Annotated in this window: 16 protein-coding genes; 6 read left to right on the top strand and 10 right to left on the bottom strand. The window is 53.1% G+C overall.

The window, feature by feature from the left end:
• Nucleotides 1-423: 423 nt before the first annotated feature.
• The 3 genes from V5T82_RS06740 to V5T82_RS06730 all read right to left on the bottom strand — a co-directional run bounded on the left by V5T82_RS06740 (nucleotide 424) and on the right by V5T82_RS06730 (nucleotide 2464).
• Entirely contained in the window at nucleotides 424-1251 is an 828-nt protein-coding gene (locus V5T82_RS06740) for a dienelactone hydrolase family protein (protein WP_332894843.1), read from the bottom strand.
• A 36-nt stretch (nucleotides 1252-1287) separates the two neighbouring features.
• Entirely contained in the window at nucleotides 1288-1953 is a 666-nt protein-coding gene (locus tag V5T82_RS06735; RefSeq protein WP_332894842.1) for a thioredoxin family protein, read from the bottom strand.
• Nucleotides 1954-2020: 67 nt separating this feature from the next.
• A complete protein-coding gene (locus tag V5T82_RS06730; protein WP_332894841.1) occupies nucleotides 2021-2464 on the bottom strand; it encodes a DsrE family protein in 444 nt (147 codons plus the stop codon).
• A 203-nt stretch (nucleotides 2465-2667) separates the two neighbouring features.
• Here V5T82_RS06730 and V5T82_RS06725 point away from each other — a divergent pair, with 203 nt between their 5' ends.
• On the top strand, nucleotides 2668-2982 hold the full coding sequence (locus V5T82_RS06725) for an ArsR/SmtB family transcription factor (protein ID WP_332894846.1): 315 nt from the start codon (nucleotides 2668-2670) through the stop codon (nucleotides 2980-2982).
• Nucleotides 2983-3062: 80 nt separating this feature from the next.
• On the opposite strand, the gene V5T82_RS06720 is transcribed toward V5T82_RS06725, so the two are convergent.
• Together V5T82_RS06720 and V5T82_RS06715 are read right to left on the bottom strand one after the other, a co-directional pair.
• Nucleotides 3063-4055: a universal stress protein gene (locus V5T82_RS06720; protein WP_332894840.1), complete on the bottom strand. Its 993-nt coding sequence runs from the start codon at nucleotides 4053-4055 to the stop codon at nucleotides 3063-3065.
• Between the two features lie 43 nt (nucleotides 4056-4098).
• Complete coding sequence (locus V5T82_RS06715) at nucleotides 4099-5628, bottom strand: SLC13 family permease (RefSeq protein ID WP_332894839.1); 1530 nt, start codon at nucleotides 5626-5628, stop codon at nucleotides 4099-4101.
• Nucleotides 5629-5954: 326 nt separating this feature from the next.
• Between V5T82_RS06715 and V5T82_RS06710 the strand changes: the two genes are divergently transcribed.
• The gene (locus V5T82_RS06710; protein ID WP_332894838.1) at nucleotides 5955-7907 is read left to right on the top strand and encodes an SLC13 family permease; all 1953 of its coding nucleotides are present in this window, start codon (nucleotides 5955-5957) and stop codon (nucleotides 7905-7907) included.
• On the opposite strand, the gene V5T82_RS06705 is transcribed toward V5T82_RS06710, so the two are convergent.
• From V5T82_RS06705 to V5T82_RS06685, 5 genes are all read right to left on the bottom strand, one after another.
• Nucleotides 7904-8299: a thiol-disulfide oxidoreductase DCC family protein gene (locus V5T82_RS06705; RefSeq protein ID WP_332894837.1), complete on the bottom strand. Its 396-nt coding sequence runs from the start codon at nucleotides 8297-8299 to the stop codon at nucleotides 7904-7906. The two genes, V5T82_RS06710 and V5T82_RS06705, sit on opposite strands and share 4 nt — an antisense overlap.
• Nucleotides 8300-8393: 94 nt before the next feature.
• The gene (gene rpe, locus V5T82_RS06700; RefSeq protein ID WP_332894836.1) at nucleotides 8394-9053 is read right to left on the bottom strand and encodes a ribulose-phosphate 3-epimerase; all 660 of its coding nucleotides are present in this window, start codon (nucleotides 9051-9053) and stop codon (nucleotides 8394-8396) included.
• 373 nt (nucleotides 9054-9426) lie between these two features.
• Nucleotides 9427-11709 (bottom strand): nitric oxide reductase activation protein NorD, encoded by a 2283-nt coding sequence (locus tag V5T82_RS06695; RefSeq protein ID WP_332894835.1) that lies wholly within the window; start codon nucleotides 11707-11709, stop codon nucleotides 9427-9429.
• Nucleotides 11710-11739: 30 nt separating this feature from the next.
• Nucleotides 11740-12543: a CbbQ/NirQ/NorQ/GpvN family protein gene (locus tag V5T82_RS06690; RefSeq protein ID WP_332894834.1), complete on the bottom strand. Its 804-nt coding sequence runs from the start codon at nucleotides 12541-12543 to the stop codon at nucleotides 11740-11742.
• Between the two features lie 96 nt (nucleotides 12544-12639).
• The gene (locus V5T82_RS06685; RefSeq protein ID WP_332894845.1) at nucleotides 12640-14019 is read right to left on the bottom strand and encodes a ribulose-bisphosphate carboxylase; all 1380 of its coding nucleotides are present in this window, start codon (nucleotides 14017-14019) and stop codon (nucleotides 12640-12642) included.
• 264 nt (nucleotides 14020-14283) lie between these two features.
• On the opposite strand from V5T82_RS06685, the gene V5T82_RS06680 reads away from it, so the two are divergent.
• The 4 genes from V5T82_RS06680 to V5T82_RS06665 all read left to right on the top strand — a co-directional run bounded on the left by V5T82_RS06680 (nucleotide 14284) and on the right by V5T82_RS06665 (nucleotide 19245).
• On the top strand, nucleotides 14284-15360 hold the full coding sequence (locus tag V5T82_RS06680) for a LysR family transcriptional regulator (RefSeq protein ID WP_332894833.1): 1077 nt from the start codon (nucleotides 14284-14286) through the stop codon (nucleotides 15358-15360).
• A gap of 127 nt (nucleotides 15361-15487) precedes the next feature.
• Nucleotides 15488-16063, top strand: a complete 576-nt coding sequence (locus V5T82_RS06675) for an RBBP9/YdeN family alpha/beta hydrolase (RefSeq protein WP_332894832.1) — start codon at nucleotides 15488-15490, stop codon at nucleotides 16061-16063.
• A gap of 56 nt (nucleotides 16064-16119) precedes the next feature.
• A complete protein-coding gene (locus tag V5T82_RS06670) occupies nucleotides 16120-17634 on the top strand; it encodes an aq_1923 C-terminal domain (RefSeq protein ID WP_332894831.1) in 1515 nt (504 codons plus the stop codon).
• Between the two features lie 159 nt (nucleotides 17635-17793).
• Nucleotides 17794-19245 (top strand): metallophosphoesterase family protein, encoded by a 1452-nt coding sequence (locus V5T82_RS06665; RefSeq protein ID WP_332894830.1) that lies wholly within the window; start codon nucleotides 17794-17796, stop codon nucleotides 19243-19245.
• Nucleotides 19246-19304: the final 59 nt, after the last annotated feature.

Below are 19304 nucleotides of genomic sequence, written 5' to 3'. Positions count from 1 at the left end.
AGCTGTCCATCGGCGTGCTCCTCATCGTCACCGGCATCGCCATATTCACAGGTTCCTTAGCCGAAGTCTCAAACTGGATCTTGGAAACATTCCCCGCTTTTGGTGAAGTGGGATGATTCGTACTACTTAAGGGTTACGAGGTTTGGATTAATTACTTCTTTTGAACCGTTCAATATACCTTTGCCCGAGAGCTAATTTGTGACGTTTGGGTTACAGTTAAAGAGTAGCCAAGATATTTCGCCCCCTAACGAGTCTTGGCTGCACGTTCCACCCTTGGAACGCAAACACTAAGCTCAAGGTGTATAAAAACAAAAAGACCATCTCGGACGCTTTCTCCGCCCCCTAATGGATAAGCGTCACAAGAATTGAAGCGGAGTTCCCTTTGCCCCCCACTTGGAACTCCGCTTTTTTCTGTTTTAGGGCTTACATCAAATGCTTGTTGAAAAACGCCGTGGTGCGCTCCCACGCGAGCTTCGCGTCGGCTTCGTCATAGCGTGACCCGGTGGGGTTCGCGAACGCGTGATTGGCGTCGTACCAGTGCACGGTGAGGTCCGTTTTGCCGGCATCGGCCATGGCTTTTTCAAAGCCGCCGACCATTTCAGCGTTGATGCTTTTGTCCAGTGTGCCGAAATGCCCCAAAACAGGAGAAGTAAGCGTTTTCAGATCACTAGCCGACTTGTTGCAGCGACCATAGTAGATAATCGTCGCGTCTACAGGTGTCGCGATGGAGGTATTGAGGGACCAACCGCCACCGAAACACCAACCGATGGTGCCGACTTTGCCGGTGCTGTCTTTGTGGGTCTTCAACCAATCCACCCAGCTCACCAATTGTTCGGTTCCGTCCACCGGGTCCATGGCTTTCATGAGCTTCATGGCACTTTGGCGATCTGATCCGTATTCACCCCGGTACATATCGACGGCCACGGCGATGTAGCCCATATGGGCCAACTCAGCCGCGACGGATTTGATCTGGTCGTTCAGCCCCCACCATTCGTGGATCAAGACGACGGTCGGCGCCGGAAGCTTTTTCGGCATGGCGATATGACCCATGGCCTTTTTGCCATTGGGCATGTCGATGGAAATGGGCTTGGTGGCATTGTGACCTGCGGCCTTGGCAAGGTCTGGGTAGGCCAAGACGGTCGCCAGCGGCAACGCGGCAAGGCCTTTTAAAAAGGCGCGACGCTGATCGTCGCTGACTTCAGGTAGCGGTTTGTCGGATGGTGTATATCCACAGCTAATCTCGTCACACATATTTAGCTCTCCTAGTGTGATGATGGTCTGTTAGTGTTAAAGGTCTTTAGGAAGATCTTTGGGTAGATCGTCAGCGTACAATTCGTAGTGCACCCCCTTCTCTTCCAGCTTTTCGGCGATACCGCCCAACCAACGTTGGAAGCTGGGCTCTTCAGCGTATCCGCCGGTTTTGGCGTAGTGCAGCAAGAAGTAGAAATGAAATGGCTTGAAGTAGCCTGGGATGCGCACGACTTCGGCGTCAACGCCTGCTTTTCCGCCAATTTCTGAGGCTTTGGCCGGGAAGAATTGCATGGTGGGTGTGAACATCACCCGCCATTTGTTGGCGAGCTCTTTTTCCTTGAGCACTTCACCGTCAAAATCCGTGACTTCGCGGTCGCCCCACAAATTCAGCTGTAGGACCATGAAGTCCTGTTCCAGGCTTTCCACAACACGCGGAATGCGCAGGTTCACTTCGTGCATACGTTTACAGTACGGGCAGCCGCGCTGCTCCCACACGATCATCAGACGTTTGCCGTCCGCTTCGGCTTCGGCCAAATCTTCGTTTAAATCCAAGAAGCTGTCGTGAATCCACGGTTGGACATACAGTCCGTCTTCGCCCAGTTCGGCCATGGGCAACAGATGCCCGTCTGCCTGGGCTGAAGTGCCGAAAAACAGAAGAAAACAAGCGCTGACTGCGCCCATGACTTTAGATTTTAAGCTCATGTACGGTCTCCCCGAAAGCTTCTCGTTTCCCCTGTATGTCGGGGTGTGCTGTCTGGAATTCAAGGGTTTAGGGCTTTAAATCGACCCAGCCCTGCAAGCGGCGTTCGATTACCTCTTGCAGGCCTGCACGCGCCCAGCCGACCCCGTCAATGGTGTCTTCGCGGGTTTTGTGAATCCCATCGAGCGTGTTGCCGCAGGCGACGAATTCGACTTCGTAAATCATCATGCTTTCAATGCGTTTGCGCACCGGCGAATCCTTCAACACCGACCAAATCCCAGGACCATAAGCAACCAACACAAGCTGGACGTTATCCGGGCCATAAGCCTTTTGGATGTTCATGACGTTGTTCAAGACCGTATTGACCCGCTTTTCATCCTTTTCGTTTAAAGAAATGAGCACTTTGCGGGGGTTGTCAAAGTCGGGTTCGGGCTCCGCCATTACCGTTTGAGCCTGAACACTGAACGTGTGGGCAAAAAAGACCAAGGCAAACGCGAGAAGATATCGGGGCATTGAGGGTCCTCGTTTAATGGATTAATCCGAGCTTAGCCTGTAACGCGTTAAACTTTAAGCACCTTTCAAACTGAGCGGTATAAATTCAATGTTGCGGCGCAGCATCATCATTTGATTTCCCCCAGTTTGATCCTTGACATTTTACTAATATAAGATGTATCTAATTGAGTTAATAAGAATATGAGGATGACCCCGTCGTGGAAATGAAACTCGAAAAAATGGAAGGCAATGCTCAAGCGGCCAGCGAACTGCTGAAGGCTATGAGCAACCAAACACGCCTGATGATCCTGTGCCAGTTGCTGCACGGTGAGAAAACAGCCGGTGAATTGGACGCCTTGACCAACTTGAGCCAATCGGCCTTGTCCCAACACTTGGCCGTTCTGCGTGACCACGGCCTGGTCGTCACACGCCGCGAATCGCAAAACATCTTCTATTCCATTGACGGTGATAAGCCCAAAGCGATCATTGAAGTGTTGTATCAGCTGTTCAACAACGGCGACCAACCCAGCTGCGCTTAAGACGACTTTTCAACAGATCCGAACGACAAAGGCCCGGAGCTATGCTCCAGGCCTTTATTGCTTGCGGGATAAAGTTTGATCTAACGCACGATCATGACGGAGTTGTGGGCCCCTTGGATCACTTTCTGCGCAACAGAGCCGACGAAGAAGCGCTCTAACCCTGATTTCCCACCGTCTGCGACCACAAGAAGCGAATATTCCGGTCCGGCTTCGATGATTTCGTCGATGGGGTCGCCAATCCGCACGAGCCTGTCTTTCACATGCACATGATATTGATCCAAGTGATCAACGGCTTCGGCCAGGACCTTTTCCCCCTTAGCCTTGCTTTCCACGTCGGAAACCACGGTGATCAAGCTCACCGGGCATTCGCACAGCGACGCAATGTAGGCTTCTTTGGTGAGCAACTCTGTTGAAAGCTCTGAGCCATCGGTGCAGACCAAATGCCCGTGTCCGATTTCCAGATCACGTGCGAGCAAGACAGAACATGGCGCATGCGTGGCGATTTTTTCAGCAACTGCAGGGTCGAAGAAGCCGCGAATGGCACGCCCGGCACTTCTTTTGTCCCACCGCGCAGAAGCCCCCATGATGATCAGGTCGTAATGGCCCAGTTCCCACTGTTCCAATATGCCATTGACGATGTCGTTGGCAACTTTGAGCTTCAAGACGACTTTTTTGCCGGAGCGTCCGGTGTATTCGATCTTGTTGTCGCCCAGAGACGTTCCGGCGACGTCGGTGTGGAAGGATTGCTCTTCCCAGTGATCTTTCAGATTGCCCAGTTCCATGAGCAATTTACGGCCTTTTTTGAGGTACTTGATACCCGGAAGCTCCAGCCCCCAGTCTAAGATATTGCCCCGTGCAACATCCATTTGCAGACCACCCGTACGCAGGCCTTGGTCTACGGGGCGCACATAGCACATGACGATATCGACGTCGTGTCCTGTGGCGATTTTGGCGGCGTAGCGCAAGCCCCGATAGGATTCGTCCGACCCATCAATACAGACAAGAATGCGAAAGCGTCCATGATGCGGTCGTTCCGGATCGTTGAAGTCTTGGTCTTCAACATCATCAGTCATACGCTCTTTCCCCTGACCGTTTACGAAATCCTCATGCAATACGTTAGACTCCTAAGAACGGCCAGTAAAGATATGCTGCAACCAACATGAGGATGGTCGACATCACGGCCATCTTCCAACCAACCGTCAGGAAGTCCGTTGTTTTGAGATATCCAGAGGCATAAACGATGGTACACGCAGGCGTGCCGACCACTGTCAGGTAGGCAAACGCAGACGAAACCGCCGTTATAAAGCCAAGAATAATGGGGCTTTCCTGGGCAGCAACGGCCAATTTCAACACAATCGGCCCAAGCACAGCCACGGCCGCACCATTGGACATGGTGTTGGTCACGGCCGTTGTCAGCACAGACACGGCCGCCCAAAGTCCAATGCCTTCATCCATGCCAAATGGCGCCAAAATATCGAGAAAGCTGTTGGCGACCCAGGCGGCTGCACCCGTGTCTTTCATCTGCACACCCAGCGAGATGGCCGCAGCGTAGAGCAACACCACCCCCCAGTTCACGCCAGAGTTCACGTCCGGCCAAGCCACCAGTCCCGCCACCAAGAACGCTGCCGCGCCCAAAATGGCAATGGTGCCCATGCCGTATTCGGCAGAGCCAAAGATCCAGCCCAAAAGAACCAAGAAAAAGATGATAATGGCAATGAAATCGGAAGGCTTCATCGGGCCCTGTTTTTCGACCTTGGTCCGCAATTTAACAACGGCGCGCGACAGGTCTTTGTATTCCGGCTTGAACGTCCACAACAAGATGGCCGTGACAAAGGGCAATTGCAGCAAGAACATGGGATACGCAAAGACCATCCACTTCACGTAGTCGATGAGAAACTTAAACGTTTCGGGATTGGTCGGGTCGTAAAAAAATTCCTTCCAATAGCCGATCATAATGGCGTTACGCGCCCCGCCCGACGGTGTGCCGATGCCCGCCACCGAACAGCCGTAGGAAATCGAAAACAGCAATACGGCTGCAAGATTGCGGACCTTTTTGGGATCGTCAGATGTCAGTTGGATCAAAGTAATGCCCACCGGGAGCATCATCGCGGCCACCGTATGTTCACCCACAAATGACGCTAAAACGCCAGAGACAACGGCGATGCCAAAAGCAATGCGAGACGTCTTGGTTCCCGTCATCTTCACCAAAAGCCAGGCAATGCGGGTGTCGAGCTTTTGTTTGACCACGGCGACGGCCAACATCAGCGAGCCCATAATAAATAGCACGCTATCGCTCATCAAGGATTTGGCGACAACCTTCGAATCGATGCCCATCAACATGACTTGGCCGATGACGATCAGCAACGCCACGGTGGGCAACGGAACGGGTTCAGTGACGAATAAGATGGTGGCGACCACGCTCATGGTCAGAATGATCATGCCCGATTGGGTCAGACCTTCAGGAATCGGCATATAGAGCAGGCCTGCACCGACGGCCATGGCGATGAAAAACCATCGCTTTTCCCAAAAATAAAGATAATTGCTGCGCTTTCGCAAGCCGACAATCGGCTTGACGAGCTTGAGCGCTCGGCGGGCACGGAATCCTTTTCTGGGCTGATTGGCGGCCCCTGCTTCTCCATCTGACATGACAGCTTGCCTGCTTTCGGTGAATCCGACGGCAAATGAAGTCCTAAGATGAAATCGTTCCCCGATAGATTCTGGAATGAATCGCTTTTATATATTCTTTCGTTTATAAGCGAAAACCCACGTAAAAACAATAAAATAGAGGCTTTGCTGGATATATTGTTGTGTGAACAATTGAAAACCATGTTTATTATATGGTAATTCCCTAATATGAGATGTAATTTGTGCATCCCTATTGAACGATCAAAAAATTAGACCTCCCCTCAGACCGTTATTTTTGCTGCGTCTCGCTGCGGCCACATACACTGTTGAACAAGGTAGATTGAGTAATGTCGTATTTTGGCAATTTGTCTTTGAAGAAAATCATAGCCGCCGCTGTGTTTCTCGCGTTTGGCCTTTACATTTCCACCGTTGTGCCGACTGTTTCCATTGCCTGGGTGAGCGGCATCTTGCTGTTGACCATCTATCTGTTCGCCTTTGAAATCGTCGATGTCGACGTCGCCGCGATCAGCATCATGGTGCTGTTGGGATTGTCGTCGATCCTCGCACCTCACATGGGGCTGGATCAGGGCTTGGTCTCGACGGATGCGTTGTTTAACGGTTTTGCGTCCAACGCTGTGATGTCGATTATTGCTGTGATGATCATTGGTGCGGGCTTGGACAAAACCGGGATTATGACCAAGGTTGCGGCCTTTATTCTCAAAGTCGGCGGCACCACCGAAGGCCGGATTATTCCGATTATCTCCAGTACCGTGGGGGTGATTTCTTCGTTCATGCAAAACGTCGGGGCTGCGGCTTTGTTTTTACCGGTTGTGTCGCGCATTTCGGCGCGCACGGGGTTGCCGTTGTCCCGCTTGCTCATGCCCATGGGCTTTTGCGCCATTTTGGGTGGTACCATGACCATGGTGGGCTCTAGCCCTCTCATTTTGCTCAACGATTTGATTTTGACGTCCAACAAAGTTTTGCCAGCCGAACAACAGATGGAAACGTGGTCGTTGTTTTCTGTGACACCTGTCGGCTTGGCTTTGGTCAGCACAGGGATTTTGTATTTTGTGATTGCCGGGCGCTTTGTTCTGCCGGCGACGAAGGGGGAAGAGACCGACACCGTGGATGAGCACGAGTACCTCGATAGCACCTACGGCATCGACTACAACCTCTATGAAATCAACGTCACGGCGGACAGCCGATTGGTCGGCAAAAACATGGATCAAGTTGAAGCCGATCACCCTTTCCGCGTTGTTGCGGTGCGTGGTGACGACGGGTTTCGCATTGGCGCGCTTGGCGTCGACCGTGACGTGGTGGTTAAAGAAGGCGACGTTCTGGCCGCCGTCATTGGCACGGACGTGTTTGATTTTGTCCGCACAGCGGCGCGTGCGAAAATCCACTCCTCGCTCAGAATTTTCAGCGAACGCATGGCCTCGACCAAGGCTGGCATTGCCGAAATCGTCATTCCGCCGGGCTCCAACCTGATCGGCAAGTCCGCACGCGATATCTGGATGCGCAAAACCACGGGGTTGTCCCTGCTGGCCATCAACCGTGGCGGCGAGACCATTGCACGAGAAGGCGGCGGCGTGCGTGACGTTCCGTTTATGTCTGGCGATGCCTTGGTGGTTCACACCTTGTGGGCGGATTTGGCGCACTTGCAGCGCAATCCCAACTTCTTGATCATGACCACGGAATTCCCGCATGAAGAAGAACGCCCGAACAAAGTGGGCCCTGCCCTCGTGTTTTTCTTGATTGCCCTGTCCATGATCCTGTTCACCGACCTGCGTCTGTCGGTCGCCTTGATGACGGGTGCCATGGGCATGGTCTTGTCGCGGGTTTTGAGCATCGACGAAGCCTACCGGGCTGTCAGTTGGAAAACCGTGTTTTTGTTGGCGAGCCTCATTCCGTTGGGCCTCGCCGTGGAAACCAGTGGCACAGCCGCTTACATCGCAGATCAGACCCTGAATTTGTTGGGTGGCATGCCCACCTGGGGCTTGCAAGCTGCCGTGGCCATCTTGGCAACCTTCTTTACCCTGGTGATGTCCAACGTGGGCGCCACGGTTCTGTTGGTCCCTCTCGCGGTCAACATCGCGCTTGGGGCTGGGGCTGATCCCGCACTGTTTGCGCTGACGGTGGCGATTGCGACGTCCAACTCGTTCTTAATCCCGACACACCAAGTCAACGCCTTGATCATGGGCCCCGGCGGCTACCGCGTGCCTGACTTCATGCGTGCTGGTGGAATTATGACGGTGTTGTTCTTGGTGGTGTCGTTGTCGGTGTTGAATTTGGTTTTCTAAGCACCCTGACGCTCCAAAAGGCGCATGACCTTTTGCAGACTGGGCCGTATGAGAAGTGCTAAGCGATATCCGCCTTCCAGCATGATGGTGATCGGCCAAATGCGCAGTATGCAGCCGAACAAGCGGAGCTTTGGTAACGTTGTCCAAAGCATAGAGAACGCATCACCACCGGAGTGAACCTGCCCGTCCGGCGCTTTTACGGTGAAGCGTTTGAGCGCCTCTTCACGGTCTAAACCCGCCAGAACCTCCCCGGGTGGCATCTCGCGCAAATCTTTCCAATGAATAGCGTCCCCTCCTCGCATGAACTTGTACATGGCAATTTCGCGCGAACACAGGGGGCATGCGCCGTCGTAATAAACAGTCAGTTTGTGCTGAGATCGCGTATTGGTCATGGTATCACTACGATTGACTGTAGCGATTGGATCAACAAAAAAGCCGCTGGGTTCGTTCCCAACGGCTTTTATATGTTTGAATGTTTTGCGCGTGTTACCCGCCATACGAATCCTTAATCGCTTTAATGGTCGCCACGTAGTCGTCGCCCTTAAACACCGCAGAACCGGCCACCAGACACGTTGCACCGGCGTCCACAACGGACTTCGCTGTGTCTTTGTTGACGCCGCCGTCCACTTGGATGTCGATGTCCATGTCGCCGATCATGTCTTTGACGGCGCGGATTTTGTTCAGGGCTGCCGGGATAAAGCTTTGGCCGCCGAAGCCCGGGTTGACGCTCATAATCAAGACCATGTCCAGCTGATCGATGACGTTTTCCAACACATTGACGGGCGTGTGCGGGTTCAGCGAAACGCCTGCTTTTTTGCCCAAGCCTTTGATGACTTGAATGGAGCGATCCAGGTGCTTGTCGGCCTCGGCGTGCACAACGATTTGGTCGGCGCCGGCTTTGGCGTAGTCTTCCAAGAACGGCTGGGCCGGGTCGATCATCAGGTGCACGTCGAAGAACTTTTCCGTCCACGGGCGGATGCATTGAATGACCGGCGGGCCGAAGGTCAGGTTGGGCACAAAGTGGCCGTCCATCACGTCAATGTGAATCCAATCCGCCCCGGCCTCATCAACGGCTTTGACTTCTTCGCCCAAACGAGCGAAATCTGCGGAAAGAATGCTGGGAGCGATTTTGACGTTTGCGGTCATGTGTATGCCTCCGGTATGCCCTGTGCTGTTCTGCCCTATGAATGGGCCTTAAAATTAGAAAGCCCCCGTCAATGACAAAAGTCAATGTCGGGGGCCTTCCGGGTGGTTCCAGGATAGGTGCGAGCGGACCTCCCCAGGTTTACTCGTCGCCCAGAACCTCCGCGACTGAATTTCTAACGCAAAATCGAGGTCATTTTTGTGACGTTTAAGCGCCCTACCCAGTTGGATAATGTGCTCCGATTTGCTTGTATATTAGTATTCTCTTTATCCCCGAAAGTCAATTTCTAAAACGCAAAAAATCCAAGTTTTTAAGGGGTTTCGGCGGTTTTTCCAACCCATTGGGGTAGCCACCCACTGCCCATTTAAATGGTCTTTACTTGGTTAGGGCCATGAACAGTTGCGGCAGTTTTTCCGGAAGCCTGGAAACATTGTCGATGACGGTGTACTGATTCCCAAAAATATCGCGTACATACTCGTCGGCTTTTCTGTCCAAGTTGATACAATAGGTGTAAACCCCGTTCTGATCGAGCTCTTGAACCGCCTTGTGCGCGTCTTCGTGCAGATGGCGATCATCGTCGACATCGATGTCCGCAGGCTCGCCGTCGGTCAGCACCAACAACAGCTTTTTGTCGGATTTTCGGTGCGCCAAGGTATCGCCCGCGTGGCGCAAAGCGGCGCCCATGCGGGTGGAATATCCGGCTTCGATGGCGCCCAAACGGCCTTTGACTTCATCGTCCCAGGATTCGGTATAGCCTTTGATGTGTTGGTAGCGCACTTCATGGCGGGTGTTGGACGAAAACCCGGCAATCGCCAGCTCGTCGCCTAAGCGGTCTACCGCCCAGCCCAACAGGGACACGGCTTCTTGGCTCAACTCCAAAATTGTTTGGCTGCAACCGTCCGGAATTTCGTTCACGGATTGGGACAGATCCAACAACATCATCACCGACACATCGCGGCCGTCGTGTTTGTGGCTCATGTTGATGCGCGGATCCGGCTGGGCCCCTGCCCTGAAATCGATCAAGGAACGGATTGCCACATCCAAATCCAGTTCGGAGCCTTCTTCTTGATAGCGGATGCGCACGTATTGTTGCGGTTTCAACAGATCCAACACCTGTTTCAAGCGCTTCGCTAACATGGCGTTTTTGTCCAGCAACGCATTGATTTTTGCTGCGCCGCCGCCCGGGTGCAGGTTTTCGTATAAGCTCACCCAGTCCGGACGATAGCTATTGGCCAAGTAATCCCATTCCGGATAGTGGCGCGGCGGAAGCTTGCCGTCTTCTTCGTCCTCTTCCGTTTTGGTTTTCTTGACGTCTTCGAACATTTCTTCGTCGTCACTTTGTTCGTGGTAGAGCCACATGTGACGGTTGTCGTCGCGGTAGTCGACTTCGGTGTCGGCGAAATAGACTTTGGCGGACTGGTCTTCTTGACGTCGGGTGCGCGCAATGAAGCTGGACGCCAACATGGAAACCTCTTGGGTCGTGCTTTGTTTACCGTCCGCCATCAGGTCGTGGAATTTGTCGACAAACTCCAGCAATATCTCGTTCGTGTAGGGATGGTCCGGATCCAACACGGCGTAGGAAAACATCGCCAAGCGATGACGGATGCACGATTCCACTAACGGGTCACAATCGTCTTCGCCAGGTTTGGGGTGCAAGGCTTGGAACAACAAGCGCAGGCCCGGGTATTCGCGCATGGCCAGACATTCCACACGGGAATCTTCGAAGATTTCCGTTGCTACCCGCTGAAACGGGCTGAAGTTGTCCGCAAAAATCGGCGTGGTCCAGCGCCTGTGCGCTGCCATATGTGCCAACAAAGCGCGGTAGCGGTCGGTGGCTTTGACGCGAATGCCGATGCTTTCGTGTTCGTATTCGTCATAGACGTCGGGAACGCGCAGGCCGATGTGATCGTAGTACGGAATAGGCTTGCGCAGCTCGTCATAGCCCAGCGAAAACGGCACAAACTGGGCGTCGTGTTCTTGCCACAAGCCTTTTAAGTACATGGACATCTTGCGTTCCACGTCTGCGAACAAAGTTCCGTGGCGTTCGCGCTGCAAGATTGCTTTGGAATCTGCCGTTTGCAGGCTGAAGTAATCTTTCTGGCGTTCGGGGTGGGTTTGGTAGTGCTTGGCCCCGTAGTCCATCCAATTGCGAATGCCTTCCAGCGGCAATTGATGCATCAAATACGGCATTTGGGTCAGCATGTCCGGCAGGCCCGCACTGGGAATGGTTTGGTGAAACCCGTGGGTGGAACGCGTGGTTTTTTCCATCATCTCAAAGATCAAGGCGATGTACCCCGTGAACAGCTCGCTTGACCGCAGCCGCCGCGCGGCCTCACCCAAGGTTTGCAAAAATCCTGGGATCGCTTTGCCATTGGGGGTGCGCGACATTTCCCAGACGGCGTCTTTGACTTCCGTCAAAGTGTGCTCACCTAAACGTTCTGCGATTTCCGGCATTTCTTCCAGATAGATGTGCACGGGTTCGTAGCCGCGCCCCAATTTACAGATCAAGGCCCCACCGTCGAGCAGATCCTTAACGCCCTTCTGCGACAAGCGACGCAGAGCGTCTTCCATGATCGCTTCGAACGCGGTGTCCAATTGCTCGAACCCGCACGACAGCATGTCGCGGAAAATTTTCAGGTCTTCTTCAGAGAGAGACATGACGGTGACCCCGTTCCCAATCCCTCACACTTAACCGAAAACAGCGTCGATGGAATGCTTCAGCGTCGCCGAAATGTCGGTGTCGTCGGTCAGTGGTGCAACCAAAGCCATACGACAGGCTTGGTTGGGGTTGATGCCTTGTTTGATCAATCGGGCGGCGTAGACCAGCAAACGGGTGGAAATCCCCTCGTCCAGGCCATGGCCCTTGAGGTTACGTGCCGTTTCGCCGATTTTCACCAAGCTGGTTGCTATGTCTTCCTCGCAGCCGGTTTCTTTGGCGACGATGCCCGCTTCGACCTTTGCCGCGGCGTAGTCGAAGTTAAGCCCTGTAAAGCGTTGTTTGGTGGACTGTTTTAAGTCCTTCATCAGGCTTTGATAGCCCGGGTTGTAGCTGATCACCAATTGGAAATCGGCGTGGGCGTTGACCAGCTCACCTTTTTTGTCGAGCGGCAGCGTGCGGCGGTGATCGGTCAGCGGGTGTATGACGACGGTGGTGTCTTGGCGGGCCTCGACGACTTCGTCCAAATAACAAATCGCGCCAATACGCGCAGCCACGGTCAAAGGACCGTCCAGCCAACGGGTGCCGTCGGCGTCCAATAGATAGCGTCCTATCAAGTCCGACGCGGTCATGTCTTCATTGCACGCCACCGTAATCAAGGGCTTTTTCAGCTTCCACGCCATGTATTCAATGAACCGCGATTTACCGCACCCCGTGGGGCCTTTGACCATGACGGGCAAACGCTCGGCATAGGCGGCTTCGTAGAGTTCCACTTCGTTGGCGACAGATTGATAAAACGGTTCTTCAGCGACCAAATATTGCTGCGTGTCGGACATAACGTTAATCCTTCAAAAAATAGTGCCAAGAGACAAAAATAGCCGGGAGCAGTATAAACCACTCCCGGCCATCTTGTTTAGGCGTAGCCGGGGTGCTTATTTGTGCACGCCCAATTTTTCGCGCCAGCCCGGGAACAATGCGTCTGCGTCGTGCTCGAAGCTTTCGAAGGCACGGGCGAACTCTTTGTGTTCTTTCGCCCATTCGATGGGATCGGCGCCAGCTTGCCAGCATTCGTAGGCTTGGCGCAGAGAAATTGCACCAGCTGCCGGGCTGTCGATGTGACCGTAAGAACCACCACCAGAGGTGTTGATGATGTTGCCGTGGCCCAAGTTTTCGAAGAAGCCCGGCAAACGCAGAGCGTTCATGCCGCCCGAGATGATCGGGGTGGTCGGCTTCATGCCCAACCATTCTTGGTGGTAGAACGGACCGTCGGCGCTGTCGCGTTCGATCATGTACGCGATGTTTTTGTCTTTCGCGTCGCCTTCCATTTTGCCGTAGCCCATGGTGCCCACGTGGATACCGGAAGCACCTTGCAGACGGGACATTTTCGCCAGAACGAACGCGGTGTAACCCCGTTTCGCGGACGGAGACGTCACAGCGCCGTGACCGGCACGGTGATAGTGCAGATATTGGTTCGGGAAGTAACGACGTGCCGTCGTCACCATGCCCGGGCCACCCACGTAACCGTCAACCAAGAAAGCCACTTTGTCGGCATCCGCGCCGAAAGCTTCCAAGATGAACTCACCGCGAGCGATCATTTCAGCGTGGTCGTCAGCCGTAATGTTGGCGGAGAAGATTTTGGCTTGGCCGGTTTCGTCCATGGCGCGTTTCATGGCGTCATAAACCAACGGGTACACGTCTTTCGCCGGGCAGAACACTTGGTTGCCTTGCGGTTCGTCGTTTTTGATGAAGTCGCCACCCAGCCAGAACTGGTATGCAGCGTTTGCGAACGGTTCCGGACGCAGGCCCAATTTCGGCTTGATGATGGTACCGGCAATGTAACCGCCATCGACGACCGGACGGTCCAAGATGCGCCACAAGTCGGAAATGTCTTTGGACGGACCGTCGAACAGACGCAAGTATGCAGGCGGGACGTAGAAGTCATGCATTTTTGCATGCGCAACGTCACCCATGCCTTGGTTGTTACCAATGGCCAGCGTCAGGAAGGAAACCAGCATCGCGCGGCCGTCGATCATGTTGCGATCGAACAGTTCCAGCGGATATGCGATTTTCATGATTTCGTTTGCTTCATCGACTTCGTACACCAGAGCGTCAACGCCCTTGGTGAATTCGTCGGTCGTGCAAACTTCAACGTTCGTACCTGTGGAGCTCTCAGCGGCGAAGTGGCCGGCAACTTCCAGGTAGCCGTAGCCTTCGGCCGGCTTCATGGTGTAAGCGACAAGAACGTGCTTGCCGTCTTTGATGAGCTGATCTTCTTCGAGGTCCAGCGCAACGTAACGGCTGGTTTGGTCCAACAATGCCATTTTGAATACTCCCTGTATCTCTTAATTGGCGTTGCGATTATGGGCGAGGGTCTGAAGGCCCTCGGTCCTAATCGTTTGATTTTTCATTTGGAAATAAGCCCCAACCACAGGTCCCTTTCCGTTGAGAAAACCCTACTGTTTTTGCAGGTATAAAAAAACTCATTTATTTTGATGATGAACATAAGCTATATTTATGCATGCCTTATAGCCCCTTGAAAGCATGATTATATCAGCATTTTGTGAAGGTTTCTCGCCATGCATGTGACGATCCGACAGTTGGAAGCCTTCACGGCCGTTGCGCGTAACCTCAGTTTCACCCGCGCAGCCGAAGAACTCAACCTCACCCAACCTGCCGTTTCCATGCAGATTAAGCAGTTGGAAAGCCAGGTTGGCCAATCCCTGTTCGAACATATGGGCAAGAAGATCTTTTTGACCGAAGCAGGTCGCGAGGTGCGCCAGTACGCGCGCAAGATCCTCCAGCAAGTCGACGACATGGAAGCGGGTCTCGACAGCCTCAAGGGGCTCGAGCGGGGCACGCTGAGCATCTCTGTGGCGACCACGGCGCACTATTTTGCGCCGAAGCTACTGTCGATCTTTTGTGAGCGTTATTCCGGTGTGGATGTGAAATTGGATGTGACGAATCGCGAATCTCTCGTTTCCCAGCTGGAAAACAACACCGTCGACTTGGTCATCATGGGCCGCCCTCCCGAAACCGTGGATGTGGAAGCCGGGACGTTCATGGAGAACCCCTTGGTGCTCATCGCGCCTGCGGACCACCCCTTCACCCGTGAACGTTCCATTCAATTAAAACGTTTGGAAGACGAAGTCTTCTTGGTCCGCGAAAAGGGTTCGGGCACGCGCAAAGCCATGGAAATGTTCTTCGACCAACATGGCATTACAATGACCACGGGCATGGAAGTCAGTTCCGACGAAGCCATCAAACGAAGCGTGCAAGCGGGCCTGGGCCTGGGCATTATGAGCCGTGACGCGGTTCAGAACGAACTTCAACTAAACCATCTAAGTGTACCGGATGTATTGCATTTTCCCATTATGCGTCATTGGTTCGTGATGTATCGCAAAGGCAAACGCTTGTCGCCCATAGCAGAAGCGTTCCACACCTTTTTGTTGGATGAAGCCGCTTTGATTCTGAACAAAGACAGCGGAAAGCGTGATCCTGTGCCGGCCCCGACGAGCACAGTTCAAGCTGTCATAAAAGACCCGACAGATCAGCAATCTGTTGATGGGACAGACTTCTCCCCTTCAAAACCGAAGACGGTCCTCATGGGCGCAGACGGCAAGCCTATACCTCCAGCACCTCGCAAACAGAGCTAACCACTTGTCCTTAACGGGACAGATACGAAAGGTTTATTGCGTGGTTCAGAGTGCTGATCCATAGTTATAAATTATAAAAATCATTGAGGCACCCCGAAGTCCTCAATTATAAGTGGATTGCGGCCCCATGAATACACAAACGATGACGTCTCCCGTTCTGATCCTGCCTGGATTGGGCGGATCAAGCCAATCGCACTGGCAAAGTCATTGGTGTTCCAAACGTTCACAATGTCGTCTTGTTGAGCAAGACAACTGGAACATCCCCGAACCCAGCTCTTGGATCAACGCGTTGCAGTCAGCTGTGGTCAGCTGTGCGGCCCCTCCTTTGCTGGTCGCACACAGTTTGTCTTGCGCGCTGGTTGCCCATTGGGCACAACGACATCACGACACCCCAATACGAGGCGCACTTTTGGTTGCCCCGTCTGATGTAGAATCTGAAGATCACACGCCAATGGAGGTGCGTTGTTTTGCGCCGATCCCCATGGCGCAACTCCCCTTCCCGTCCACGGTTATCGCCAGCTCCAACGACCCTTATGTCGATATAATCCGTGCTCAGTTGTTTGCGACGGCTTGGGGCTCTTCATTCGTCAATATTGGGGAATGCGGCCATATCAACGCCGATTCCCATCTTGGAGAATGGCATGAGGGTTGGGGCCTTTTGCAAGATCTTGAAGAAGCTCAGGGACTGAGCTGCCGCGCATAACTCAGGTCCAAACCGTTCGGTATTCATTTGAATTCTCTTAATTTTCGGGGTGTTTTATGAAAACAAGTACCATATTGGCCGTTGGCGCTCTCGCCTTCGTGACGGCCGGTATTGTCGGTTTGTTTGCGTTCGATCAATTTGTGCGCATTAAATTTGACACCACAATCGCAAATCTTGAATCCAGCACACCGACAATCGCTTCGATCTCTTATGAGGACCTGGAGCTGGATTACGTCGGTGATGCACTCACGGTTCACAATTCAACCATTACCTATGAAATTGATCAGGCCTTGAGCGATCAAGATCGCCAAGACGGCAAAACCCTTTCGGGAACGGGCTCTTTAAAGCAAGATGTCATCACAGTACACGGTTTGTGGGGCTTGATTTTTGGGAATAAGGCCATTCCTCTCCTGCGTGTTGATGCAGGCGAGGTGAACTTTGACATGACAACCTCGACTCCCAAAACGGTCGAAGTCGACGGGGTATCCCAGGTCATGACGTTTAACGAACACATGCAGCTTTCGTTGACGTTTGGCGATACGCGGGTCGAAGACTTAAGCTGGGCTGAAACGTTTAAGGACCCGAGCGTCAATCCGCTTGGCATGAAAGCCAAATATTTGGAAGCCAAGGATTACGCCCTTCAAACGAACATAACGACCAAAGGGGTTGGCCCGGCGGCCCAAGATCTCATGGATGAGGTCTCTGTCGGCTTAGACGTCAAATTAGCACGCGTTGTCGGTCACAATTTTGAACCCGAACAGGTCAAAATGTTGCGCTATGAAGGCCTGGATATAACCGTGTCTCCTGCGGGAGCGGACGCCAAGCCACTTCAGGTTTCTATCGATGCTATGGGCTTTTCCGACCTGGTGTTTGATGGCGAACTGCCTGTAAAAATGAGCTCTTACGTTGATGGGTTTTTGCTAGACCCCAACATTGTGACCGATCCCAAGGCCATACAGTTCATGGAAATGTTCGGCATTGATGAGCTCAAATTTAATGTCCAAGTGGCCTATGAGTTTGATGAAGAAACGCAGTCATTGTCCGTCGCCCCCTTCTCTTTCGGGGCCCGAAAAGTTGGGCAGGTCGAGCTTGGATTTAACCTCCACAGCCTACCTTGGCGCGCGTATTTGGATGATGTGAAAAAACTCGGCACCATGAAAAACGACCCGACCCTCGATCCTGTGGTGGTTCAGGAACATGCCGAAGCGGTGCTTGAAAAGCACTTCAATGACATTGCCATCTCGTCACTTTCGCTGGGATACGCCGATGACGGACTGTTGAAAAAGTATTTGGCGATGCAGGCAAGCGAAACCAATGCAGATCCTGCAAAAATGGCGCGCGGCTTGTCTACCCAAGCCTACATGCTTGTATCGCAATCCCACGGTCCGCAAAGCGCCCAAGTTGCACAAAATGAACTGGGGCGCTTTTTGCTTGATCCGACCTCCATCACTGTCCAGCTCAGTTCCGACCAACCCCTCAAAGTTAAGGAATTGGTTGAAGGCTTCGCTGTCCGCGGTCCGCAAGTGCTCAACCAATTTGAGCTCTCCGTCCAAGCGGGTGGTGACTTGTAGGTTTTCCGACTGATTGGCTCCATGCCACTTAAAATAATGGCTCAACTTGACGGTTGGGCCTTTTTTTAATTGCAAGACACTCCTAATAAGAGAGTATTGTTATTCATACATGTAATAATTGAACATAAGCTAAATTGCCGTCATCCTGAGGAGGTCTAAATGTCTGAACTGATATCTAAATTTGATAACGCCAAGCAATTGTTGGCCGGTGTCCCCGAAGCCAAAGACAATATCCAAACCGTGCTTGAATATCTCAAAGCGTGTGAAACCGAACTGATCAATACGTTCAATCATTTGGAAGCCAACGATGGCAGTCCCGAAGGCTTGCAATTGGGCGATGAAATTGAGCTGGAGTTCGGCGCTTTTTTGTATCACTTGTTCAATCCTGCGGCGGAGCACAAAGCCCTATTGGCGGGTGAGCACGTGTTTGGCGTGGTTTCAGACGCCGTGTTGTCCGTCGCCGAAGACTTGGGCATCGCGCCTGCGTTGACACAAGATTTGCTCGACAAAATGATGGCCAGCAAATGGCTTGTGTTGCCGGGCGGCGAAATCTTGTCCATCACTAAATACAATCAGTTGGATCCCATGTGGACGATCACGGGGATCTATTACGTTATCAACACCATTGATCCGAAACTCTATTACGGGCCCTACCCCGAACCGCAAGACGCTTACGTGGGCACGGTGGATGCGTCCCAAGAAACCCTCAACATGGCCGTGATCGGCGATTGGGGCACGGGTGTGTATGGGGACTTTTACGACAACCAAGGCCCCGCTGTAGCCGTCATGAACGCTGTGCGTGACCTAGGCCCCGATATGGCGGTGCACTTGGGCGATGTCTATTATGCGGGCACAGATGACCGCCTGCCGCTCCATGAAGAAAAACGCTTCTTGCTCGATCAATGGAAAACCGGACTGACCGCTGCGGGCACCAACTTCGCCATTAACTCCAACCATGAAATGTATGGTGCCGTGCAAGGTTTGATGGGCGTGGCCTTAGCGCCAGACACGGTGTTCGGCCACCAAAACCGTGCCCCCTACTTCGCCGTCAATTATGGCAAATGGGTCATTATCGGTTTGGACAGCGCGCGCTTCGATCCCTCCACGTTCTATATGCAAGGTGCCCTGGGCGATGCTGAGAACACCCAGCAAAAACGTTTTGTCGCGTCTTTGGGGGATTTGAGCGACAAGAAAGTCCTGGTCATGACCCACCACAACCCCATCGACTACAAAGGGGAAACCCTGGTGCAAAACAAAAAGGCCGGCCAGCCTTTATGGGACGGCATGAAAGAGGTCATCGGTCGCACGCCTGACGTTTGGTACTGGGGTCACCTGCACTTAGGCGTGGCTTACAATTCCAAAACTGTTGTGGGGTCGGACGGCACCCTTTGCCGCTGCGTCGGCCACAGCGCCATCCCCTACGCCAACGCCTATGGCATCAACACCAACAATGTCGATTACTACGCGCACACGTCTTTGGCAGATGGCACCAACCAAGTGCAAAACGGCTTCGCCATGCTGAGCCTGCATGCGGATGGAACATTCGACGAAACGTTCTACGAATGCACAAACGAAGGTGGCCGCACGGCGGCTTGGACGAAGTCTCACTAAGGCAACAAAAAGGACGGCTCGTGTTGAGCCGCCCTAATTTAACTTTGCTTAGCTTGCAA

Origin of the sequence: Magnetovibrio sp. PR-2, from assembly GCF_036689815.1 — a bacterium.
Classification (GTDB): Bacteria; Pseudomonadota; Alphaproteobacteria; order Rhodospirillales; family Magnetovibrionaceae; genus Magnetovibrio.
Note: the sequence above shows the minus strand (reverse complement) of the source record. Positions and strands in the feature narration are given on the sequence as shown.

Bases quoted from the DNA above. Each gene is read 5' to 3' on its own strand.
- V5T82_RS06740 (WP_332894843.1), bottom strand. From the start codon at position 1,251: ATGTGTGACGAGATTAGCTGTGGATATACACCATCCGACAAACCGCTA.
- V5T82_RS06735 (WP_332894842.1), bottom strand. From the start codon at position 1,953: ATGAGCTTAAAATCTAAAGTCATGGGCGCAGTCAGCGCTTGTTTTCTT.
- V5T82_RS06730 (WP_332894841.1), bottom strand. From the start codon at position 2,464: ATGCCCCGATATCTTCTCGCGTTTGCCTTGGTCTTTTTTGCCCACACG.
- V5T82_RS06725 (WP_332894846.1), top strand. From the start codon at position 2,668: ATGAAACTCGAAAAAATGGAAGGCAATGCTCAAGCGGCCAGCGAACTG.
- V5T82_RS06720 (WP_332894840.1), bottom strand. From the start codon at position 4,055: ATGACTGATGATGTTGAAGACCAAGACTTCAACGATCCGGAACGACCG.
- V5T82_RS06715 (WP_332894839.1), bottom strand. From the start codon at position 5,628: ATGTCAGATGGAGAAGCAGGGGCCGCCAATCAGCCCAGAAAAGGATTC.
- V5T82_RS06710 (WP_332894838.1), top strand. From the start codon at position 5,955: ATGTCGTATTTTGGCAATTTGTCTTTGAAGAAAATCATAGCCGCCGCT.
- V5T82_RS06705 (WP_332894837.1), bottom strand. From the start codon at position 8,299: ATGACCAATACGCGATCTCAGCACAAACTGACTGTTTATTACGACGGC.
- rpe (WP_332894836.1), bottom strand. From the start codon at position 9,053: ATGACCGCAAACGTCAAAATCGCTCCCAGCATTCTTTCCGCAGATTTC.
- V5T82_RS06695 (WP_332894835.1), bottom strand. From the start codon at position 11,709: ATGTCTCTCTCTGAAGAAGACCTGAAAATTTTCCGCGACATGCTGTCG.
- V5T82_RS06690 (WP_332894834.1), bottom strand. From the start codon at position 12,543: ATGTCCGACACGCAGCAATATTTGGTCGCTGAAGAACCGTTTTATCAA.
- V5T82_RS06680 (WP_332894833.1), top strand. From the start codon at position 14,284: ATGCATGTGACGATCCGACAGTTGGAAGCCTTCACGGCCGTTGCGCGT.
- V5T82_RS06675 (WP_332894832.1), top strand. From the start codon at position 15,488: ATGAATACACAAACGATGACGTCTCCCGTTCTGATCCTGCCTGGATTG.
- V5T82_RS06670 (WP_332894831.1), top strand. From the start codon at position 16,120: ATGAAAACAAGTACCATATTGGCCGTTGGCGCTCTCGCCTTCGTGACG.
- V5T82_RS06665 (WP_332894830.1), top strand. From the start codon at position 17,794: ATGTCTGAACTGATATCTAAATTTGATAACGCCAAGCAATTGTTGGCC.